The 18,247-nt window shown below is 70.8% G+C and carries 14 protein-coding genes; 9 read left to right on the top strand and 5 right to left on the bottom strand.

All coding sequences use genetic code 11. The annotated features are described in order from the left end of the window. Window positions 1-2 precede the first annotated feature (2 nt). From IEY87_RS09705 to IEY87_RS09685, 5 genes are all read left to right on the top strand, one after another. Window positions 3-1,196 (top strand): polyamine ABC transporter substrate-binding protein, encoded by a 1,194-nt coding sequence (locus IEY87_RS09705; protein ID WP_225278257.1) that lies wholly within the window; start codon window positions 3-5, stop codon window positions 1,194-1,196. A 4-nt stretch (window positions 1,197-1,200) separates the two neighbouring features. Further along, a complete protein-coding gene (locus tag IEY87_RS09700) occupies window positions 1,201-2,052 on the top strand; it encodes an ABC transporter permease (RefSeq protein ID WP_189138228.1) in 852 nt (283 codons plus the stop codon). Next, window positions 2,049-2,840, top strand: a complete 792-nt coding sequence (locus IEY87_RS09695) for an ABC transporter permease (protein WP_189138227.1) — start codon at window positions 2,049-2,051, stop codon at window positions 2,838-2,840. Before IEY87_RS09700 ends, IEY87_RS09695 begins: the two co-directional genes overlap by 4 nt. Window positions 2,841-2,980: 140 nt before the next feature. After that, window positions 2,981-4,375 carry an NAD(P)/FAD-dependent oxidoreductase gene (locus IEY87_RS09690; RefSeq protein ID WP_189138226.1) on the top strand — a complete coding sequence of 465 codons (1,395 nt, stop codon included), beginning with the start codon at window positions 2,981-2,983 and terminating at the stop codon, window positions 4,373-4,375. Between the two features lie 61 nt (window positions 4,376-4,436). After that, window positions 4,437-5,303 (top strand): alpha/beta hydrolase, encoded by an 867-nt coding sequence (locus tag IEY87_RS09685; RefSeq protein ID WP_189138225.1) that lies wholly within the window; start codon window positions 4,437-4,439, stop codon window positions 5,301-5,303. A 60-nt stretch (window positions 5,304-5,363) separates the two neighbouring features. On the opposite strand, the gene IEY87_RS09680 is transcribed toward IEY87_RS09685, so the two are convergent. Beyond that, entirely contained in the window at window positions 5,364-7,553 is a 2,190-nt protein-coding gene (locus IEY87_RS09680) for an alpha-galactosidase (RefSeq protein WP_189138224.1), read from the bottom strand. 165 nt (window positions 7,554-7,718) lie between these two features. Between IEY87_RS09680 and IEY87_RS09675 the strand changes: the two genes are divergently transcribed. From IEY87_RS09675 to IEY87_RS09660, 4 genes are read left to right on the top strand one after another with little or no spacing between them, the layout of a single operon-like run. Then, complete coding sequence (locus tag IEY87_RS09675; RefSeq protein ID WP_189138223.1) at window positions 7,719-8,873, top strand: ROK family protein; 1,155 nt, start codon at window positions 7,719-7,721, stop codon at window positions 8,871-8,873. A 22-nt stretch (window positions 8,874-8,895) separates the two neighbouring features. Beyond that, window positions 8,896-9,849 carry a carbohydrate ABC transporter permease gene (locus IEY87_RS09670; RefSeq protein WP_189138222.1) on the top strand — a complete coding sequence of 318 codons (954 nt, stop codon included), beginning with the start codon at window positions 8,896-8,898 and terminating at the stop codon, window positions 9,847-9,849. Continuing rightward, entirely contained in the window at window positions 9,849-10,748 is a 900-nt protein-coding gene (locus tag IEY87_RS09665) for a carbohydrate ABC transporter permease (RefSeq protein ID WP_189138221.1), read from the top strand. The genes IEY87_RS09670 and IEY87_RS09665 overlap by 1 nt, the downstream gene beginning before the upstream one ends. Before the next feature lie 44 nt (window positions 10,749-10,792). Continuing rightward, window positions 10,793-12,148: an ABC transporter substrate-binding protein gene (locus tag IEY87_RS09660; protein ID WP_189138220.1), complete on the top strand. Its 1,356-nt coding sequence runs from the start codon at window positions 10,793-10,795 to the stop codon at window positions 12,146-12,148. Between the two features lie 58 nt (window positions 12,149-12,206). On the opposite strand, the gene IEY87_RS09655 is transcribed toward IEY87_RS09660, so the two are convergent. The 4 genes from IEY87_RS09655 to IEY87_RS09640 are packed head-to-tail and all read right to left on the bottom strand — an operon-like array spanning window position 12,207 to window position 18,211. Then, a complete protein-coding gene (locus IEY87_RS09655) occupies window positions 12,207-13,718 on the bottom strand; it encodes an MFS transporter (protein ID WP_189138219.1) in 1,512 nt (503 codons plus the stop codon). A 35-nt stretch (window positions 13,719-13,753) separates the two neighbouring features. After that, complete coding sequence (locus IEY87_RS09650; protein WP_189138218.1) at window positions 13,754-16,564, bottom strand: AfsR/SARP family transcriptional regulator; 2,811 nt, start codon at window positions 16,562-16,564, stop codon at window positions 13,754-13,756. A gap of 7 nt (window positions 16,565-16,571) precedes the next feature. Further along, entirely contained in the window at window positions 16,572-17,324 is a 753-nt protein-coding gene (locus IEY87_RS09645; RefSeq protein WP_189138217.1) for an isocitrate lyase/PEP mutase family protein, read from the bottom strand. Further along, entirely contained in the window at window positions 17,321-18,211 is an 891-nt protein-coding gene (locus tag IEY87_RS09640; RefSeq protein ID WP_189138216.1) for a cytochrome P450 family protein, read from the bottom strand. The genes IEY87_RS09645 and IEY87_RS09640 overlap by 4 nt, the downstream gene beginning before the upstream one ends. Window positions 18,212-18,247: the final 36 nt, after the last annotated feature.

The raw sequence follows: 18,247 nt of genomic DNA, 5'->3' as shown, positions 1-18,247 counted from the left end.
GGATGACCCAGCCCCGCACCCGACGTGACGCCTTCAGGATCGCCGGCCTGTCGGCGGCAGGGCTCGCCCTGGCCGCCTGTGGCGTGCAGGGTCAGAAGGTGGCTCCGCCCAAGGCCGACGCCGTCGCGGACTTCTGGTCCAAGCAGAAGAAGAACGGCCAGGTCATCTTCGCCAACTGGCCCGAGTACATGCCGGAGGACAAGGGCCCGCTGGAGAAGTTCAAGGCCGAGACCGGGATCTCCTACGAGTACAAAGAGGTCATCAACGAGAACGCGGAGTTCTTCGGCAAGGCCGACCCGGTGCTCCGCGCCGGTCAGTCGCTGGGCTACGACATCATCGTGATGACCAACGGCATCCAGCTCCAGCACATGATCGAGCTGGGCTACGTGGTGACGCTGGACCAGTCGAAGCTGCCGAACTTCCTGGCCAACGCCGGCGAGAAGTACAAGCAGCGGTCCTACGACCCGGGCAACGTCCACACGATCCCCTACACCTCGGGCGTGACCGGGATCGCGTACAACACCAAGTACGTCAAGGACGACATCACCAGCATCGCGGCGCTGTTCGACCCCAAGTACAAGGGCCGGGTCGGCATGATGGCCGACGCCCAGGAGATCGCCAACTTCGGCATGATCGCCCTCGGCATCGACCCGGAGAAGTCCACCGAGGCCGACTGGCAGAAGGCCGGGGCGAAGCTCAAGGCCCAGCGTGAGGACGGCATCGTCCGCAAGTACTACGACCAGAACTACATCGACGCTGTCTCCAAGGGCGACATCTGGGTGACCATGGCCTGGTCGGGCGACGTGTTCCAGCGCCAGCTCGCCGGGGAGCCGGTCAAGTTCGTGGTGCCCGACGAGGGCGGCACGATCTGGACCGACAACCTGATGATCCCCAAGGGCGCCGCCAACCCGGTGGACGCGATGATGCTCATGGACTACCTGTACAAGCCCGAGGTGGCGGCCGAGCTGGATGAGTACATCCAGTTCGTCACCCCGGTGCCGGCGGTGCAGGACCTGCTGCGCAAGAAGGCGGACAGCGCGACGGGCGAGGACAAGCAGGCGCTGCTGGACATGATCGACAGCCCGCTGATGTTCCCGACCGAGGCCGACTACGCCAAGCTGCGCACCTACACCCCGCTGACCACCGCGCAGGAGCAGGTGTTCAACCCGATCTTCCAGTCGATCACCCAGGCCTAGGCCGATGAGACGGCTCACCCCCTACCTGCTCGCGCTGCCGAGCTGGATGTGGCTGGCGATCTTCCTGGTGGTCCCGCTGGCGGCGATGGCGTCGGTGTCGCTGCAGACCGGCAACGTGATCGACGGCTTCGTCATGACGTTCAGCTTCTCCAACTACGGCGACGCGATCAGCGCCTACGGCACCCAGTTCGCCCGCTCCCTGCTGTACGGCGGGCTGGCGACGGCCGCCATGCTGGTGATCGGCTACCCGGTGGCCTACTGGATCGCCTTCAAGGGCGGCAGCCGCAAGTCGATGTACCTGTTCCTGCTGCTGCTGCCGTTCTTCGTGTCGTTCGTGCTGCGGACGATCTCGTGGGGCTTCCTGCTGTCCGACGACGGGATCCTGTTCGGCACGCTGAAGGGGTGGGGGCTGCTGCCTCCGGACTTCCACGTGCTGGCCACGGCCTTCGCGGTGGTGGCGGGGCTGACGTACAACTGGCTGCCGTTCATGATCCTGCCGATCTACGTGTCGCTGGAGCGGGTGGACCCGCGCGTGGTGGAGGCGGCGCAGGACCTGTACGCCACGCGGAGCGCGGCGTTCCGCAAGGTGGTGCTGCCGCTGTCGCTGCCGGGCGTGTTCGCCGGGGTGCTGATGACGTTCGTGCCCGCCACGGCCGACCCGATCAACGCCCAGGTGCTCGGCGGCACCGGCAACACCATGATCGGCAACATCATCCAGACGGAATACCTGGTGAACAACGACTACCCGACGGCCTCGGCGCTGTCGTTCACCCTGATGGCGGTGCTGCTGGTGGGCATCTTCATCTACGCCAGGGTGCTCGGCACCGAGAACGTCCTTGAGGCGGCGGCCCGATGAGGCGCGGCAGGCTCGGCGACCGGCTGCTGCACGGCTACACCTGGCTGGTCATCGCCTGGCTGTCCTCCCCGATCGCCGTGATGATCCTGTTCGGCTTCAACGACACGCCGAGCAAGTCCAACACGAGCTGGCACGGTTTCACCCTCAAGTGGTACGCCCAGCTCTTCGCGATCCCCGACCTGACCGACGCGCTGTGGAACTCGGTGCTGATCGCGCTGGTCAGCACCGCCATCACCGTGGTGATCGGCACGATGCTGGGGCTGGCGCTCGGCCGGCACCGCTTCCGCGGCCAGGGGACGACGAACTTCCTGGTGTTCGCCGCCATCTCCACGCCCGAGCTGGTCATGGGCGCGTCGCTGCTGTCGCTGTTCGTCTCGGCCAACCTGCCGCGCGACCGGATCACGATCACCATCGCGCACGTGCTGTTCTCGCTGTCCTTCGTGACCGTGACCGTGCGGGCGCGGGTCGTCACGCTCGACCCGTCGCTGGAGGAGGCGGCCAAGGACCTGGGAGCGGGCCCGTGGGCCACGTTCCGGCAGGTCACGCTGCCTTCGATCCTGCCTGGCGTGCTCGCCGGGGCGATGCTGGCGTTCGCGCTGTCCATCGACGACTACGTGGTCACCAGCTTCGTCAACGGCTCCACGCTCACCTTTCCGCTGTGGATCGTCGGCTCGGTCAAGACCGGCATTCCTCCTCAGGTCAACGTGATGGGTACGCTGATCTTCGGTATCGGGGTGCTGATCGCGATCGCCAACGCGGTCGCGGCACGGCGGCGTGCCCACACATGAGATTTCCCCCGCGTCAGCGGGGGCTCCTACGGCAAAGAACAGGGAGGCGAGATCGGATTTCGGCGGGGGGAACCCGCGCGTGATCACCGTATTGGTCCCGCGATTTTCATAGCTGAGTCACCGTAAGGGATGTGGGATGTGTGGATCCGCTGAAGGCGCTTGCTGACGCGGAGCGCAAGCCGTACTGGCTGGACAGTCCGGCCAGGCCAGAGCCGCGACCGCGGCTCGTCGGCAACACGAGCGCCGACCTGGTCGTGGTCGGCGGCGGCTTCTCGGGGCTGTGGACCGCCCTGATGGCCAAGGAGCGAGACCCCTCGCAGGACGTGATCCTGCTGGAGGGGCGCAGGATCGGCTGGGCGGCGTCCGGCCGCAACGGCGGGTTCTGCATGGCGACCCTGACCCATGGCCTGCCCAACGGGCTGGAGCGCTGGCCGGAGGAGATCGACCGGCTGGAGCGCATGGGCGTCGAGAACCTGGACGAGATCGAGCGGACGCTGCAGCGCTACGGCGTCGACTGCTCCTTCGAGCGCACCGGCGAGCTGAACGTCGCCACCGAGCCGTGGCAGCTCGACGCGCTGCACGAGCACCTCGACCTCATCGAGCAGCTCGGCCTCGACTACGTGCCGCTGGACCGGGATCAGGTGCGGGCCGAGGTCAACTCGCCCACCTACCTGGGCGGCCTGTGGGAGCGCAGCGGCTGCGCCATGGTGGACCCGGCCAGGCTGGCATGGGGGCTGCGCGAGGCGTGCGTCCGGCTCGGCGTGCGGGTCTACGAGCGCACGCCGGTACGTTCGCTGCACGACGACGGCGTCACCATCGGCCTGCGCACCCCGCAGGGGGCCGTCACCGCCCGCCGGGTGGCGCTCGGCACCGGTGTCTTCCCGCCGTTGCTGCGCCGCCTGAGGCACTTCGTGGTGCCGGTGTACGACTACGCGCTGACCACCGAGCCGCTCAGCGACGCGCAGCTCGCCGAGGTGGGCTGGCGCAACAGGCAGGGCGTGGGCGACGCGGCCAACCAGTTCCACTACTACCGGCTGACCGACGACAACCGCATCCTGTGGGGCGGCTACGACGCCGTCTACTACAACGGCGGCCACGTCAAGCCGGAGTACGACCAGCGTGACGAGACCTTCGCCAAGCTGGCCGGGCATTTCTACGACACCTTCCCGCAGTTGGAGGACGTGCGGTTCTCGCACCGCTGGGGCGGCGTGATCGACACCTGCAGCCGCTTCAGCGCCTTCTACGGGCAGGCGCACGGCGGCCGGCTGGCGTACGCGGTCGGCTACACCGGCATGGGCGTCGGCGCGACCCGCTTCGGCGCGAACGTCATGCTCGACCTGCTGTCGGGGGAGCGCACCGAGCGGACCGAGCTGCGCATGGTGAAGGAGAAGCCGGTCCCGTTCCCGCCGGAGCCGGTGCGGTCGGGGGTCATCCAGTTCACCCGCTGGTCGATCGCCCAGGCGGACCAGCACCAGGGCAGACGCAATCTGTGGCTGCGGGCGCTGGACCGGATGGGGCTCGGCTTCGACTCCTGATCGCCCTCTCGAACCGCCCGCGGCCCCTACCTCGCGCGGGCGGTTCGACCAGACTGGGGGCATGAGAATCGAGTTCGCCGTCGACGGCGTCACGCTGGTGGGAGAGCTCCGGGTGCCGGAGGGGACGGGGGCGCGGCCCGCGCTGGTCCTCACCGGCCCGTTCACCGGGGTCCGCGATCAGGTCACCGGCCTGTACGCCGAGCGGCTGGCCGAGCGCGGCTATGTCACCCTCGCCTTCGACCACCGCAACTGGGGCGAGTCCGGCGGGGAGCCGCGCTGCCACGAGGACCCGCAGGGCAAGCTGCACGACCTGCGGGCCGCGGTGTCGCTCCTGCGGGCCAGGCCCGAGGTCGACGGGGACCGGATCGGCGCGGTCGGCATCTGCCTGGGCGGCGGCTACGCGCTCAAGTTCGCCGCCTTCGACCCCCGGGTGAAGGTGTTCGCCGGCATCGCGGGGGCCTACAACAACCCCTACGGCATGCGGTCCGGCATGGACTACGACGCGGTGCTCGGCTCGTACACCGAGGTGCTGGAGCGGCAGGACCAGGGCGGACCGGTCGAGTATCTGCCGGCCGTGGCCGAGGAGGGCGAGGCCGCCATGCCCGGGGACGAGCCGTTCTCCTACTACGGCGCCTCGCCCTCCCCGCACTGGGCGAACCAGGTCACCCGGGCAAGCGTGCTGGAGCTGATCACGATGGACAACCTGATGGGCGCCGACTTCCTCTCGCCGAAACCGGCGCTGATCGTGCACGGCGTGATCGACCGGTTCTGCTCACCGGAGGGCGCGGAGGAGGCGTACAAGCGGCTGGACGAGCCCAAGCGGCTGGTGTGGCTGGACGCCAAGCGGCACATCGACCTGTACGACCGCGAGCCGTACGTCACCCAGGCCGTCGACGCGACCGCCGAGTTCCTGTCCCAGCACCTTTAGAAGCCGCCGCCCCTGTCCCAGCACCTTCAGAAGCCGCCGCCCCGCCTCCGCGCCCGAGGGTCAGTGGCTCACCTGCTTGAGCACGACCAGGTCGCTGCGATAGTCGGCGCCGATCGGCTCCCAGGCGGCGGGCCGGATGCCGGCCGCCATGAGGGCCGAGCCGTACCAGCGCGACCCGTGCACGAGCCGCCCCCGCTCGCCCTCCCCAGGGTCGCCGCCCAGCACCACCTCGTACAGCGCCTCCGGGTCCAGCCCCGCCAGCCGCAGCCGGCGCGGCCCGCGCTTGGCGTTGCCGAGCGGGTTGTAGACCAGCGCCACGACCAGGTCGTCCAGCACGTACTGCACGGCCGAGCGCTCCTGCCCCGGCGTGCCCGCCAGCCGGAACTGGGCGCCGTGCTGGATGACGCGGCGCACGGACTTGTACTGGGCGATCAGCTCGGCCGCCTCCGCCAGCTCCTGCGGCGACCACTCGGGCAGGTCGCCGCCGATGCCCAGCACCCCCGCCATGGCCACGTGGAACCGGTAGCGCAGCGGCATGGCGCGGCCGGTCGTCACGTTGGGGGAGTCGGTCACCCAGGCCGACATCGTGCTCGCCGGGTAGAGCTGGGAGAAGCCGTGCTGGATCTGCTGGCGGTCCTTGGCGTCGGTGTTGTCCGAGGGCCAGACCTCGTCGGTGCGCCGCAGGATGCCGAGGTCGACCCGGCCGCCGCCGCCGGAGCACGACTCGATCCGCAGCCCGGGGTGCCGCTCCCGCAGCCGGTCCAGCACGTCGTAGACGCCGCGCGTGTGCTCGATCCAGACCCGGTCCTGCGCCGCGCCCTGCTCCGGCCAGCCGGCCTGGGTGAACGGCCGGTTCATGTCCCACTTGAAGTAGTCGAGGTCGAGCTCGGTGACCAGCCGGTCGAGCCAGTCCAGCGCCCAGTCGCGGATGTCCCGCCGGGCGAAGTTCAGCACGAGCTGGTTGCGCTTCTGGTCCCTGCGCCGGTGCTCCAGGTGCAGGATCCAGTCGGGATGGGCGCGGTAGAGGTCGCTGTCGGGGCTGACCATCTCCGGCTCCACCCACAGGCCCACCCGCATCCCCAGCTCGCGGATGCCGTCCAGCATGCCGCGCAGGCCGGCGGGGAAACGCTCGCGGTGCGGCCACCAGTCGCCCAGCGAGGTGGTGTCGTCGTCGCGGGCCCCGAACCAGCCGTCGTCGATGACGAACAGCTCGACGCCGAGCGAGGCCGCGGTCTTGGCGAGCTCCAGCTGGCCGGACTCGGTCACGGCGAAGGCGGTGGCCTCCCAGGAGTTGTAGAGCACCGGCCGCTCCTCACCGGGCGTCGGCAGGACGTGGCGGCGGGCGTACTCGTGCCAGGCCCTGCTCGCCGCGCCGAACCCGGCGGTGCTGTAGAGCCCGAGCGCCGGTGGACCGGTCAGCTCCTGGCCCGGTTCGAGCGTCCAGCGCACGCCCTCGTGACCGAAGCCGGCCGAGACGGACACGCCGCCCTCGGGCCGGTGCGTGGTGGTCAGCCGCCAGCTTCCGCTCCAGGCCAGGGCGACGCCCCACACCTCGCCGTGCTCCTCGCCCGCCGCCCCCGCGTCGATCATGATCCACGGGTTCGCCTGGTGGCTGGTGATGCCCTGGCGGCTGGTGAAGACCAGCTCGCCGACGGGCAGCGGCTCCCGCTGGAGCTGGAACTCCTCCGCCCAGGCGCCGAAGACGCCGCTGTAGCGGTAGCCGGCCTGGTCGGGGACGAACCAGTTGGCGGAGTCGAGCCGGGTCACGGTGATCGGCTCGCCCGCCTGGTCCGGCCGGTGCCGCACGGTGGTCCACCGCTCGATGACGTCGGTGTCCTCGCGGGCCCGGATGGACAGCACCACCTCGAACGGGTGATGGGCGTCGGCCAGCGTGAGGTCCAGCCGCTGGGCGCCGCCGCCCTCCTCGTGCTCGCTCGCCCCGGCGAACCGCAGCTCGACCGAGCGGGCGTGGCCGAAGGAGACCTGCAGGGACGGCGTCCCCCACCGGGTGCCGCCGTCCACCGGCAGCAGCTCCTCGGCCTCGGAAGGGGTGGAGAAGCTCGTGACGTGCCGGCGCGGCTCCCGCGCGGCGGCGACCTGGCGGGCCGCCTCCGTGGACAGCCGCGGACCCCAGTACTTCTGCGCCGGCGCGGCCTCCCCGGTCGCCGGGTCCACCTCCACGCGGATCACGTACGTCGAAGCAGGCGTGTCGATCGCCCAGCAGTGCTCGTCGAGAGGAGTTACGGGCATGGCGGTCCCCCGGCTTCTTCAGTGTGCAGGCGGCTGGAGACTAGCTCCAATAAGTGCACAAGGTCAATGAATCTTGATCTAGTACGGCGCAGAAAGGTAACAGATGTGATGGGCATCACTTCATTTACTTGACACAGTGAACGAACTTACCCAACCATGGGCCGCGTGTTCTCACAGAGTGAACGGCTCACCGATGCGATGCGCTCGGTCTTCGTCGAGCTGCTGGTGCACGGGCCCATGTCCCGCGCCGAAGTGGCCCGGCGGCTGGCTCTGTCGCCCTCCGCGCTGACGAAGGTCACCAAGCCCTTCATCGAGACGGGCTACCTGCGTGAGCAACTGACGGGAGAGGGACCCTCGACCGTCGGGCGGCCCTCGCAGCCCCTCCAGGTCGACGCGTCCCGCATGTCGTTCGTCGGCATCAAGCTCACCGCCGACGAGCTCTACGCCGTACGCACCGACCTGGCCGCCACCATCCAGGAGGAGACCCAAAGGACGCTGATCGACCACGACATCGACAACGTCCTCGGTCAGATCGCCCAGACGGTCGCCGACCTGACCGAGGAGGACCGGCCGCTGTCGGCCGTCGGCATCAGCCTCGCGGGCACGGCCACCCCCAGCGACCCCGTCGTGCACACCTCGCCGTTCCTCGGCTGGAGCCAGCTACCCCTGGCCAGACTCGTCGAAGAGGCCGTCGCCGTGCCGACCGTGCTCGACAACGACGTCCGCGCGCTGACCGCCGTCCAGCAGTGGTTCGGCGAGGGCGTCGGCCATTCCTCCTTCGCCCTGATCACCGTCGGCGCCGGCATCGGCTGCGGGATGGTCATCGGCGACCGGCTGGTCACCGGGCGGTCCGGCGCCACCGGGCTGGTGGGTCACCTCGCCATCGACGACCGCGGCCCCATGTGCGAGCAGGGCCACCGCGGCTGCGCCCGCGCCTACGCCAGCTCCCCGGCCATCCGCCGGTCCGTCGCCACCGCGCTGGACCGGCCCGAGCTCACCTTCGACGACTGCCTGGCGATGGCCCGCGACGAGACCCGCGACGGCCACCCCGTCGCCCGCCGCGTGCTCGACGAGGCCGGCACCGCGCTCGGCCAGATCGTCGCCACCGTCGCCAACATCACCGGCCCCGAGCTCGTGATCCTGTCCGGCGAGGCGGTCCACATGTACGAGGTGTGCGCGGACGCCTTCCAGACCGCGCTCGCCCGCCACACGCATTGGACGTCCACCCCCGTACCGGTGGTCGTCAAGCCCTTCGCCTTCAACGAATGGGCCAGGGGAGCGGCGGTCACCGCTCTCCAGCACCTGCTGCTGCACCGCTGACTGGCGGGCACGAGGAGGTTGTATGACCAGCGACACCGTCCACGCCGCGCCGCGCCGGACCGAGGCGGCGTCCCGGGGCGCCCCGCCCCGCCGCCGCGGCCGGCGCCTGGGCGACCTGCCCATCGCGCTCGCGTTCGTCCTACCGGCGGCCCTCGGTTTCGTGCTCTTCTACCTCTGGCCGACCCTGCGCGCCTTCTACCTGAGCCTGACCCAGTACAACGTGCTCACGCCACCCCGCTTCATCGGGCTGGACAACTACGAGCGGCTACTCGGCGACCACCTGTTCTGGAACGCGCTCGTGGTCACCGCCGAGTACGTGGTGATCAACATCGGCGTCCAGACCGTCATGTCGGTCCTGCTGGCCGTCCTCATGCACCGGCTGACCAGGTCCATGTTCGTCCGCGGCGTGGTGCTGCTGCCGTTCCTGGTGGCCAACGTGGTGGTCGCCCTGGTGTGGTTCTGGATGCTCGACTACCAGCTCGGCATCGTCAACCAGGGGCTGGAGTGGCTCGGCGTGGACCGGCTGGCCTTCTTCGGCGAGTCCGAGCTGGCCATCCCGACCATCGCCCTGGTCAACACCTGGCGGCATGTCGGCTACACCGCTCTGCTGATCTTCGCCGGGCTGCAGATGATCCCGAGCAGCGTCTACGAGGCCGCCGCGATCGACGGTGCCGGCGAGTGGCGGATCTTCTGGCGGGTCACCCTGCCGCTGCTGCGCCCGGTCATGGCGCTGGTCATGGTGCTCACCGTCATCGGGTCCTTCCAGGTGTTCGACACCGTGGCCGTCACCACGGGCGGCGGGCCGATCAACGCCACCAGGGTCATCTACTACTACATCTACGACCTGGCCTTCACCCGCTTCCACTTCGGCTACGCCGCCGCCCTGTCGTCGGTGCTGTTCGTGCTGCTGGCCGGGGTCGCCTATCTGCAGCTCCGCCTCAGCCGGGCGGGCGAGTCCGACCTGAAGGGATCGTGATGGCAGTCACCTCGCCGCGCAGCGGGCGGCTCCCCTGGGGGCGGATCGCCGGCTGGGCCGTGCTCGTCGTCGTCATGATCGTGACGCTCTTCCCCTTCTACTGGATGCTGCGCACCTCTTTCTCCAGCACCCGCTCGCTGGCCGCCGGCGCCACCGACCTGCTGCCCGTCGACTTCACCCTCGGGGCCTACCGGCGGGTGCTCGGGCTGTCCAGCACCGCCGAGGCGGTGGCCGAGGGCGGCTCCAGCGGCACCGTGAGCTTCTGGCTCTTCCTGCGCAACTCGATCGTCGTCGCCACCGTCACCACGGCCGGGCAGGTGTTCTTCAGCGCGATGGCCGCCTACGCCTTCGCCCGGATGCGGTGGCCCGGCCGCGACGCGGTCTTCATGCTCTTCCTCACCGCGCTCATGGTGCCGCCGATCTTCACCACGCTGCCGAACTTCATCCTGATCAAGGATCTCGGCCTGCTCAACACCTACCTCGGCATCGTGCTGCCCCACCTGCTCATGACGCCGTTCGCGGTGTTCTTCCTGCGCCAGTTCTTCCTGGGCGTCAACGCCAGTCTGGAGGAGGCGGCGCGCATCGACGGCGCGGGCCATGTGCGGATCTTCTTCCGCATCATCCTGCCGGTCAACAAGGCGCCGATCGCCACGCTGGCCATCCTCACCTACATCACGAGCTGGAACGACTACTTCTGGCCGCTCCTGGTCGGCAAGGACGAGAGCGTCCGGGTGCTCACCGTCGCCCTGGGCATCTTCCGATCCCAGACCCCGCAGGGCAGCCCCGACTGGGCGGGCCTCATGGCGGCCACGCTCTTCGCGGCGCTGCCGATGATCATCCTCTTCACCATGCTCGGCCGCAGGGTCATCGACTCGATCGGCTACACAGGCGTCAAGTAAGCCGCCACCCCCTGGTTGGTACCACACGTAAAGAAGGTTCTGTGATGCAGGGACACCTCCGCTCACTCGCCGCCGCCGCGACCGCGGCGCTGCTCCTCTCCGCCTGCGGCGCCGGCGCCCCCGAAGGCGGCCAAGCCGCCGCCGAGTCCGCCACCATCGACTACTGGCTGTGGGACGTCGCCCAGCAGCCGCAGTACCAGGCCTGCGCCGACGCCTTCCAGAAGGCGAACCCGAACTACAAGGTCAAGATCACCCAGTACGGCTGGGACGACTACTGGAACACCCTGACCACCGCCTTCGTCTCCGGCACCGCCCCGGACGTGTTCGTCAGCCACCTGTCGCGCTACCCCGACTTCGCCGCCCAGGGCACGATCCTGCCGATCGACGACCAGGTCGCCAAGGACAAGGTGGACCTGTCCCTCTACCAGGACGGCCTGGCGGACCTGTGGGTCACCAAGGACGGCAAGAGGTACGGGCTGCCGAAGGACTTCGACACGGTCGCCGTCATCTACAACAGCGAGCTGCTCAAGGACGCGGGCCTCAAGCCGGAGGACATGGAGAAGCTGGAGTGGAACCCGAAGGACGGCGGCAGCTACGAGAAGACCATCGCGCACCTCACCGTGGACAAGAACGGCAAGCGCGGTGACGAGCCCGGCTTCGACAAGACGAAGGTGGCCGTCTACGGCATCGGACTGGCGGGCAGCGGCGCGGGCTTCGGCCAGACCGAGTGGAGCATGTACGCCATGAGCAACGGCTGGCAGTACGCCGACCAGAACCCGTGGCCCAGCCGGTTCAACTACGCCGACCCCAAGTTCAAGGAGACCATCACGTGGTTCACCTCCCTGATCGACAAGGGCTACATGCCGAGCATGGCGATCGCCGGCGCCGGGGTGAACCAGATGGACGCCTACGGGGCCGGCAAGTACGCGATGGTCACCGAGGGTAGCTGGAACACCAAGTCGTACTGGAACATGAAGGGCGTGAAGTCGGTGCTGGCCCCGACCCCCGTCGGCCCCACCGGCAAGCGGGCCAGCCTCTTCAACGGCCTGGCCGACAACATCTCCGCCGCCACCGACAACCCCGACGCCGCGTGGGCCTGGGTGAAGTTCCTCGGCTCGCCCGCCTGCCAGGAGGAGATCGTGGCGGACGAGGCCGTCATCTTCCCGGCGATCAAGAGCGCTCGGACCAGGGCGGAGCAGGCGTTCGGCAAACTGGGCATCGACGTCAAGCCCTTCACCATGCACGTCGAGGAGGGCACCACCCACCTGGCGCCCATCGCCGACCACTGGGCCGACATCACCGCCACGATGACGGAGACGATGGACGCGATCTTCTCCCGCAAGGCCGACGTCAGCTCCCTGGACGGGGCGAACGAGCGGGTCAACGGCCTGTTCGGCTAGGCCGCCCCGGTGGCGCGCGTCGTACGCGGCGCGCGCCACCGATCGTGCTCAAGACCCGTCAGGAGTGCGCGCGGGTCAGCACCTCCTCGGGGATGACCTTGGGTACGCCGCGCAGCCCGACCAGGGCGAGCACCGCGACGACCGCCAGCATCGCGGCCGTGGTGAGCGAGGTGATGTGCACGGCCTCGACGAAGGCCACCCGGGCGGCCCCGATGAGCTGCCCGGCCTGCTCCGGGGGCAGCGACTCCGCCGTGCTGAGCGCCCCCGCGATCGACTCCTTCGCCGCCTGGTCCGGGATCCCGGCGGGCATCTGGAGGCTGCCGCTGTAGACGCTGTTCAGCAGGGTGCCCAGGATGGCGATGCCGAGCGCCCCGCCCAGCTCGAACGACGTCTCCGACACCGCGGCCGCCGCACCCGCGCGCTGGGCGGGGACCGTGGCGAGCACGTTGTCGTTGTTGACGGTGAACGCCAGCCCGACGCCCATGCCGCCGACCAGCATGGCCCCCAGCATGACCGGATAGGTGAGCTCCAGGCCGAGCGTGCTGTAGTAGAGGAACGAGGCGGCGTTCATGCCGAGTCCGAGCGCCACGACCCCGTTCCGGCCCAGCGGGTTGATGAGCTTGGCGGCGACGATGCCGCCGACCGCGCCGCTCAGCCCTCCGGGCAGGGTGGCCAGCCCGGCCTGCAGGGGCGACCAGCCGAGCACGAGCTGGAAGTACCACGCGAACATCAGCGACATGGCCATCATCGCGAAGATCGCCAGCAGGTTGGTGCCGATCGACGCGGAGAACGCCCGCCGCCTGAAGAGCCGCATGTCGATCAGAGGCGCGGCCAGCCGCGTCTGCCGCAGGCCGAAGGCGACCAGGCAGGCGATCCCGACGACCCCGGCGACCAGCACGTCGGCGTGCCCCGGGCCCTGGTGGGCCGCCTCCTTGACGGCGTAGATGACCGCGATGACGCCGGTGAAGGAGAGCGCCACGCTCGGCAGGTCGATGCGGCCGGCGTCCGGGTCGTGCGACTCCGGCAGCACCATCAGGCCCCCGGCCAGCACGATCGCCATGATCGGCACGTTGATCAGGAACACCGACCCCCACCAGAAGTGGTCCAGCAGAAGTCCGCCGACCACCGGGCCCAGGGCGAACCCGGCCGCGCTCATCCCGCTCCAGATGCCGATGGCCGCGGTCCGCTCGCCCGGGTCGGTGAACACGTTCCGGATGATCGACAAGGTGGAGGGCATGATCGTCGCGCCGGCCACGCCGAGCAGCGCCCGGGCCGCGATGAGCAGCTCCGGGCTGGGCGCGACGGCGGTGAGCGCGGAGGCGGCGCCGAAGGCCACCGTGCCGATGAGCAGCAGCCGCTTGCGCCCGACGCGGTCACCGAGGTTGCCCATGGTGATGAGCAGGCCGGCCAGCGCGAAGCCGTAGACGTCGCCGATCCACAGGAGCTCGGTGGCGCTCGCGCCGAGGTCGGCCACCAGCCTCGGCAGGGCGAGGTGCAGCACCGTGAGGTCCAGTGAGAGCAGGAGAGTGGCCAGGCACGCGACGGCGAGACTGGCCCATTTCTTCGTCATGCCGTCCACCGTCGAGGCCGCCGCTGACCGGACTCCTACCGCTCGCTGACCGGCTCTCCCAGGCGGGCCAGCCCTGCCGCGATGCGGTCGGCGAGGTCACCGGCGCTGTACCACTGGTCGGGGCACTCGGCGCGGGCCTGCTCCAGCAGGCGGCGCGCCGTACCGAGGTCACCCTGCGCCAGCGCCAGCTCGCCGAGTCCGCAGTGCGCCCTGGCGAGGGTGTCGCGTGAGTCGATGCGGCGCGACAGCCGTGCCGCCAGCCGGTAGTCCTCCAGCGCGCCGGCCGGGTCGCCGGTACGGGCGACGGCGTCGGCCCGGCGGCACAGGTTCTCCGCGACGTCGGCCATCGCGCCCAGCTCCCGCGACAGCTTCAGCGCCTCGTCGGCCATCGCGGAGGAGGAGGCGTAGTCGCCCTGGTCGAAGGCGAGATCGCCGAGCCCCGACAGGGCGAGCATGGTCCCCCAGCGCTCACCGAGCCGCCTGAAGGCGGCCAGCGACCGCTCGAACGCGGCCCTGGCCTCCTCCGGCCTGCCCGCCATCTGGAGAATGAATCCCGAGCCGCAGTGCGTGAGCGCCCTCGACCAGGGCGGCAGTTGCTCGATGATCGCGTGGCTGTCCTCGCTCAACAGGTCGTAGCCGGAGGGAGGCCCGGTGAACATGGGCAGCAGAATCGACAGGAACTCCAGCCGTGGCGGCATGTACTGATCAGGCAGCAACCCGCGCAGCCGGTTCAGGCGGGCCGCGAGCTCCTCGCCGACGTCGCCGGACCACACCGCGACGAGCACGCACATCACGTACTCCTCGTTCAGCTCGGCCGGCACCCTGTCGCCGAGGCGCGCCAGCAGGTCGGTGGCCAGGTGGGCGCTGACGGCGCGGTGGCCGCGCATCCACCAGTAGCAGGCGGAGAGCGCGACCAGCCGCAGGGCCAGCTCACTCGGGCCCGACTCGATGGCCCAGCGCACGGCCGCGGTGAGGTCGTCGCTCTCCTTGTCCAGGCGGGTCAGCCAGTCGAGCTGCTCGGCGGTGCGCAGGTGCGGGTCGGCGGTGTTCACCAGGTCCAGGTAGTAGGCGGCGTGCGCGTGTTGGATCGACTCCGCCTCGCCGGCCGCCGCGAGCTGCTCGGCGCAGAACGCGCGGATCGTCCGCAGCATCCGGTAGCGGCCGTCGACCACCTCGACCAGCGACTTCTCCGCGAGCGAGAACAGCACGTCCTCGGGCAGCCCGCATACCCGCTCGGCCGCGCGCGGGGTCGCGCCGCCCGCGAACACCGTCAGGCGCCTGGCCAGCGTCTGCTCGCCGTCGTCCAGCAGGTCCCAGCTCCACGCGACCACCGCGCGTAACGTCTGGTGCCTGGGCAGCGCCGTACGGCTACCGCGCGTCAGCAGCCTGAACCGGTCGTCCAGCCGGGCCGCCACCTCCGACAGCGACAGCGCCCGCAGCCTGGCCGCCGCCAGCTCGATGGCCAGCGGCAGCCCGTCGAGCGCCCGGCAGATCTGGATCACCTGGGCCGCGTTCTCCGCATTGACCTCGAACGCCTGCCGCACCGCGGCGGCCCGGTCGGCGAACAGCCGGGCGGCGGCGTAGGCGAGCGGGTCGGCGGCGTCCCGCGGCGGCACCCGCAACGGTGCGACGGGCAGGATGCACTCGCCGGTGATGCCGAGCGCCTCGCGGCTGGTCGCCAGCACGCGCAGGGCGGGGCAGGCGGCCAGCAGCGTGTCGGCCAGGGCCGCGGCCGCCTCGATCAGGTGCTCGCAGTTGTCCAGCACCAGCAGCAGCTCGCGGTCGGCGAGCGCGGTCACCAGCCGAGCCGTCGGCTCGACGGCCGGCAGGTCCCTGGCGTGCGTACGGTCGCGGATCTCGAGCCCGGCCAGCACGGCCAACGGCACCTCGGCCCCGTCGGCGACAGGCGCGAGCTGCACGACGCAGACATCCCCCTCGATCCGCCCGGCGGCCTCGACGGCCAGCCGAGTCTTCCCCGCGCCCCCGGGCCCGATCAGCGTGACCAGCCTGGCCCCCGCCAATTCGGCACGAACCTGCCGCAACTCCTCCGCTCTACCGACAAAGCTGGTCAGCTGAGCACGAACACCCTGCCTGACCGCACTCCCGCCCGGCGTACCCAGGGACGGATCGGCTCGTAGTACCGCGAGGTGGACGGCGGTGAGCTCCGTGCCTGGCTCGACGCCGAGTTCCTCGTCCAGGATGCGCCGCCCTTCGTCGAAGGCGGCCAGCGCCTCGGCCTGGCGGCCGCTGCCGTACAGGGCGCGCATGAGCTGGGCGCGCGGCCGCTCGCGCAGCGGGTGGGCGGCGGTGAGCTGGGTCAGCTCGGCCACCAGCTCGCGGTGGCGGCCCAGCTCCAGCTCGGCCTGGACGCGATCCTCGATGGCGGCCAGCCGCAGCTCCGCCAGCCGGGCGGCGGCCGCCTCCGCGTGCGGGGCGTCGGCGAGCGGCGCGCCCCGCCACAGCTCCAGCCCCTCGCGCAGCAGCGCCGCCGCGCGGTGGGGATCGCCCCCGGCCAGCGCCTGACCGCCCTCGGCGGCCAGGCGCTCGAAGCGGTGCGCGTCCACGTCGAGCGGGTCGGCCACCAGCCGGTAACCCGAGGGGTGGAACTCCACCCGGTCGCGTCCCAGCGCCCGGCGCAGCCTCGACACCTGCGACTGCAGCGCGTTGGCGACACCGCCGGGAGGCCGCGTCCCGTACAGGAGGTCGACGAGCCGCTCGGCGTCGACGATCCGCCCGCTCTCCAGGGCCAGCAGCGCGAGCAGCGCACGCACCCGTGGACCACCGAGCGCCACCGGCGCTCCGCCGTCGTCGCGCACCTCGGTCGGCCCAAGGATGTCGAAGCGCATGCTCCGATTATTGTGGTTCAGGCAGCATCGCAGTGATGTCCGCGTAGCTGGGCAGCCCGGGCTCCGGCCCTCCCTGTACGGCCCGCAACTCCGCCAGGGCGCCCCGCAGGCTCGCCCGATAGAGCAGCGAGCCGGTGCTCACCCTGGCCACGCCGACCCCGGCGAGCTCGGCCAGGCTCGGGCCGCCCGGCTGGTAGAGGATGTTCACCGGCAGCGGCGTGCTCTCCACCAGCCGCGCGATCTCGCCCAGGTCGCTCATGGCGGGGACGAAGACGCCGTCCGCGTGCCCGTAGGCGCGCACCCGTTCCAGCGTGTCGCCGGTGCCCAGCCAGCGGGTGTCGGTCCTGGCGTTCACGAACACGCCGTGCCCCGTGGCCGCCTCGATGATCGCCTGATGGGTCTCGATCGGGCGCAGCGTGCCGTCGGCCCGGCCGTCCTCCAGGTTGACGCCTGCGACCCCGAGCCCGGCGAGCATCGCGACCAGCTCCGACACCCGCTCGGGGTCGTCGCTGAAGCCGCCTTCGACGTCCACGCTCACCAGCACGCCGAGACTCATGAGCGTCCTGGCGAGGGTCACCGTCTCGGCCTTGGTCGCGCCGCCCGCGTCGGGCTTGCCGTGCACGGCGGACACGCCCAGGCTGGTCGTGCCGATGGCGGCGAACCCCTGCCGGGCGAGCAGCGCCGCCGAGCCGTAGTCCCAGGCGTTGGGCAGCAGCAGGGGGTCGCCCGGCCGGTGCAGCTCGCGGAAGTTCTCGCTCATTCGTCCACCGTGCCCAGCAGCGCCTCCAGCACGCCCACCGCCAGGGCGAGCCCGTGCCGGGAGGCGGGACAGGGCCGCACGCCCGCCCCGAACGTCAGGTGCGGCGTCTCACCCCGCGAGGCGTCGAATCGGCCAGGATCGCCGAACACGTCAGGATCACGGTTGGCCGCCACCAGATCGACCACCACCTCCGCACCGGTCTGCCGATCGACCCTGCGCGTGACCTTCACCGGCGGATCATGCCGAAGCGTCTCGTACACCAGCCCGTCCACCTCCCCACCAGGGGCGGCGTCTGCGAGCGCGGTCGCGTCGGGGTTCGCGTGTGCGGGTGCGCCGGTTGTCGCGTATGCGAGCGGGGTCATGTCGGGCTTCGCGTGCGCGGCGTCGCCAGGGACGTGGGTGAGTGCGGTGGCGATGAGGTCCTCGGTGGCGGCGTGTGCCTGGAGGAGCAGGGTGATCCGGGCGACGCTCTCGGGGGTGGCCCCGCCGGCCAGCCGGGTCAGCTCGGTGACCGCGGCGTCCGCCTCGGCACTCTCCACGCCGGACAGGTAGCCCGTCGCGGCGGTCCGTACCGCCCGCGCCAGGCGGCCGGTGTCCGCGAAGCCGAGCGCGGCGCCGAGCACCTCGGTGGGCACGTCCCGCCAGTCTCCCGCCCGCTCCAGCGTCAGCGATCCGGCCGCCGAACGCAGCGCGTCCGCGTCGAGCGTCGCCAGGCAGGCGGTCAGCAGCCGTCGCCGCTCGGCGTGGACCTCCCCATGACTGAACCGCGACACCTGCGAGCGCAGCCAGGCGAGCGTTCCGGGCTCGCCGTCCTGCCGCACCGGCGGCGGAACGTAACGGGGGTCCGCGAGCAGCGCGCGGGCTTCGGCGTGACGGGTGATGAGCATGGGCTCACGCTAGGGCGGCATCCTTTCGACCGGCGA

The sequence above is a fragment of the Nonomuraea glycinis genome (assembly GCF_014646515.1).
GTDB lineage: Bacteria > Actinomycetota > Actinomycetes > Streptosporangiales > Streptosporangiaceae > Nonomuraea > Nonomuraea glycinis.
Note: the sequence above shows the minus strand (reverse complement) of the source record. Positions and strands in the feature narration are given on the sequence as shown.

What these genes read in the sequence shown, in the direction of transcription:
- IEY87_RS09685 (WP_189138225.1), top strand. Translation starts at nt 4,437, where the DNA reads ATGAGAATCGAGTTCGCCGTCGACGGCGTCACGCTGGTGGGAGAGCTC.
- IEY87_RS09640 (WP_189138216.1), bottom strand. Translation starts at nt 18,211, where the DNA reads ATGCTCATCACCCGTCACGCCGAAGCCCGCGCGCTGCTCGCGGACCCC.
- IEY87_RS09665 (WP_189138221.1), top strand. Translation starts at nt 9,849, where the DNA reads ATGGCAGTCACCTCGCCGCGCAGCGGGCGGCTCCCCTGGGGGCGGATC.
- IEY87_RS09650 (WP_189138218.1), bottom strand. Translation starts at nt 16,564, where the DNA reads ATGCGCTTCGACATCCTTGGGCCGACCGAGGTGCGCGACGACGGCGGA.
- IEY87_RS09695 (WP_189138227.1), top strand. Translation starts at nt 2,049, where the DNA reads ATGAGGCGCGGCAGGCTCGGCGACCGGCTGCTGCACGGCTACACCTGG.
- IEY87_RS09645 (WP_189138217.1), bottom strand. Translation starts at nt 17,324, where the DNA reads ATGAGCGAGAACTTCCGCGAGCTGCACCGGCCGGGCGACCCCCTGCTG.
- IEY87_RS09700 (WP_189138228.1), top strand. Translation starts at nt 1,201, where the DNA reads ATGAGACGGCTCACCCCCTACCTGCTCGCGCTGCCGAGCTGGATGTGG.
- IEY87_RS09660 (WP_189138220.1), top strand. Translation starts at nt 10,793, where the DNA reads ATGCAGGGACACCTCCGCTCACTCGCCGCCGCCGCGACCGCGGCGCTG.
- IEY87_RS09705 (WP_225278257.1), top strand. Translation starts at nt 3, where the DNA reads ATGACCCAGCCCCGCACCCGACGTGACGCCTTCAGGATCGCCGGCCTG.
- IEY87_RS09680 (WP_189138224.1), bottom strand. Translation starts at nt 7,553, where the DNA reads ATGCCCGTAACTCCTCTCGACGAGCACTGCTGGGCGATCGACACGCCT.
- IEY87_RS09670 (WP_189138222.1), top strand. Translation starts at nt 8,896, where the DNA reads ATGACCAGCGACACCGTCCACGCCGCGCCGCGCCGGACCGAGGCGGCG.
- IEY87_RS09655 (WP_189138219.1), bottom strand. Translation starts at nt 13,718, where the DNA reads ATGACGAAGAAATGGGCCAGTCTCGCCGTCGCGTGCCTGGCCACTCTC.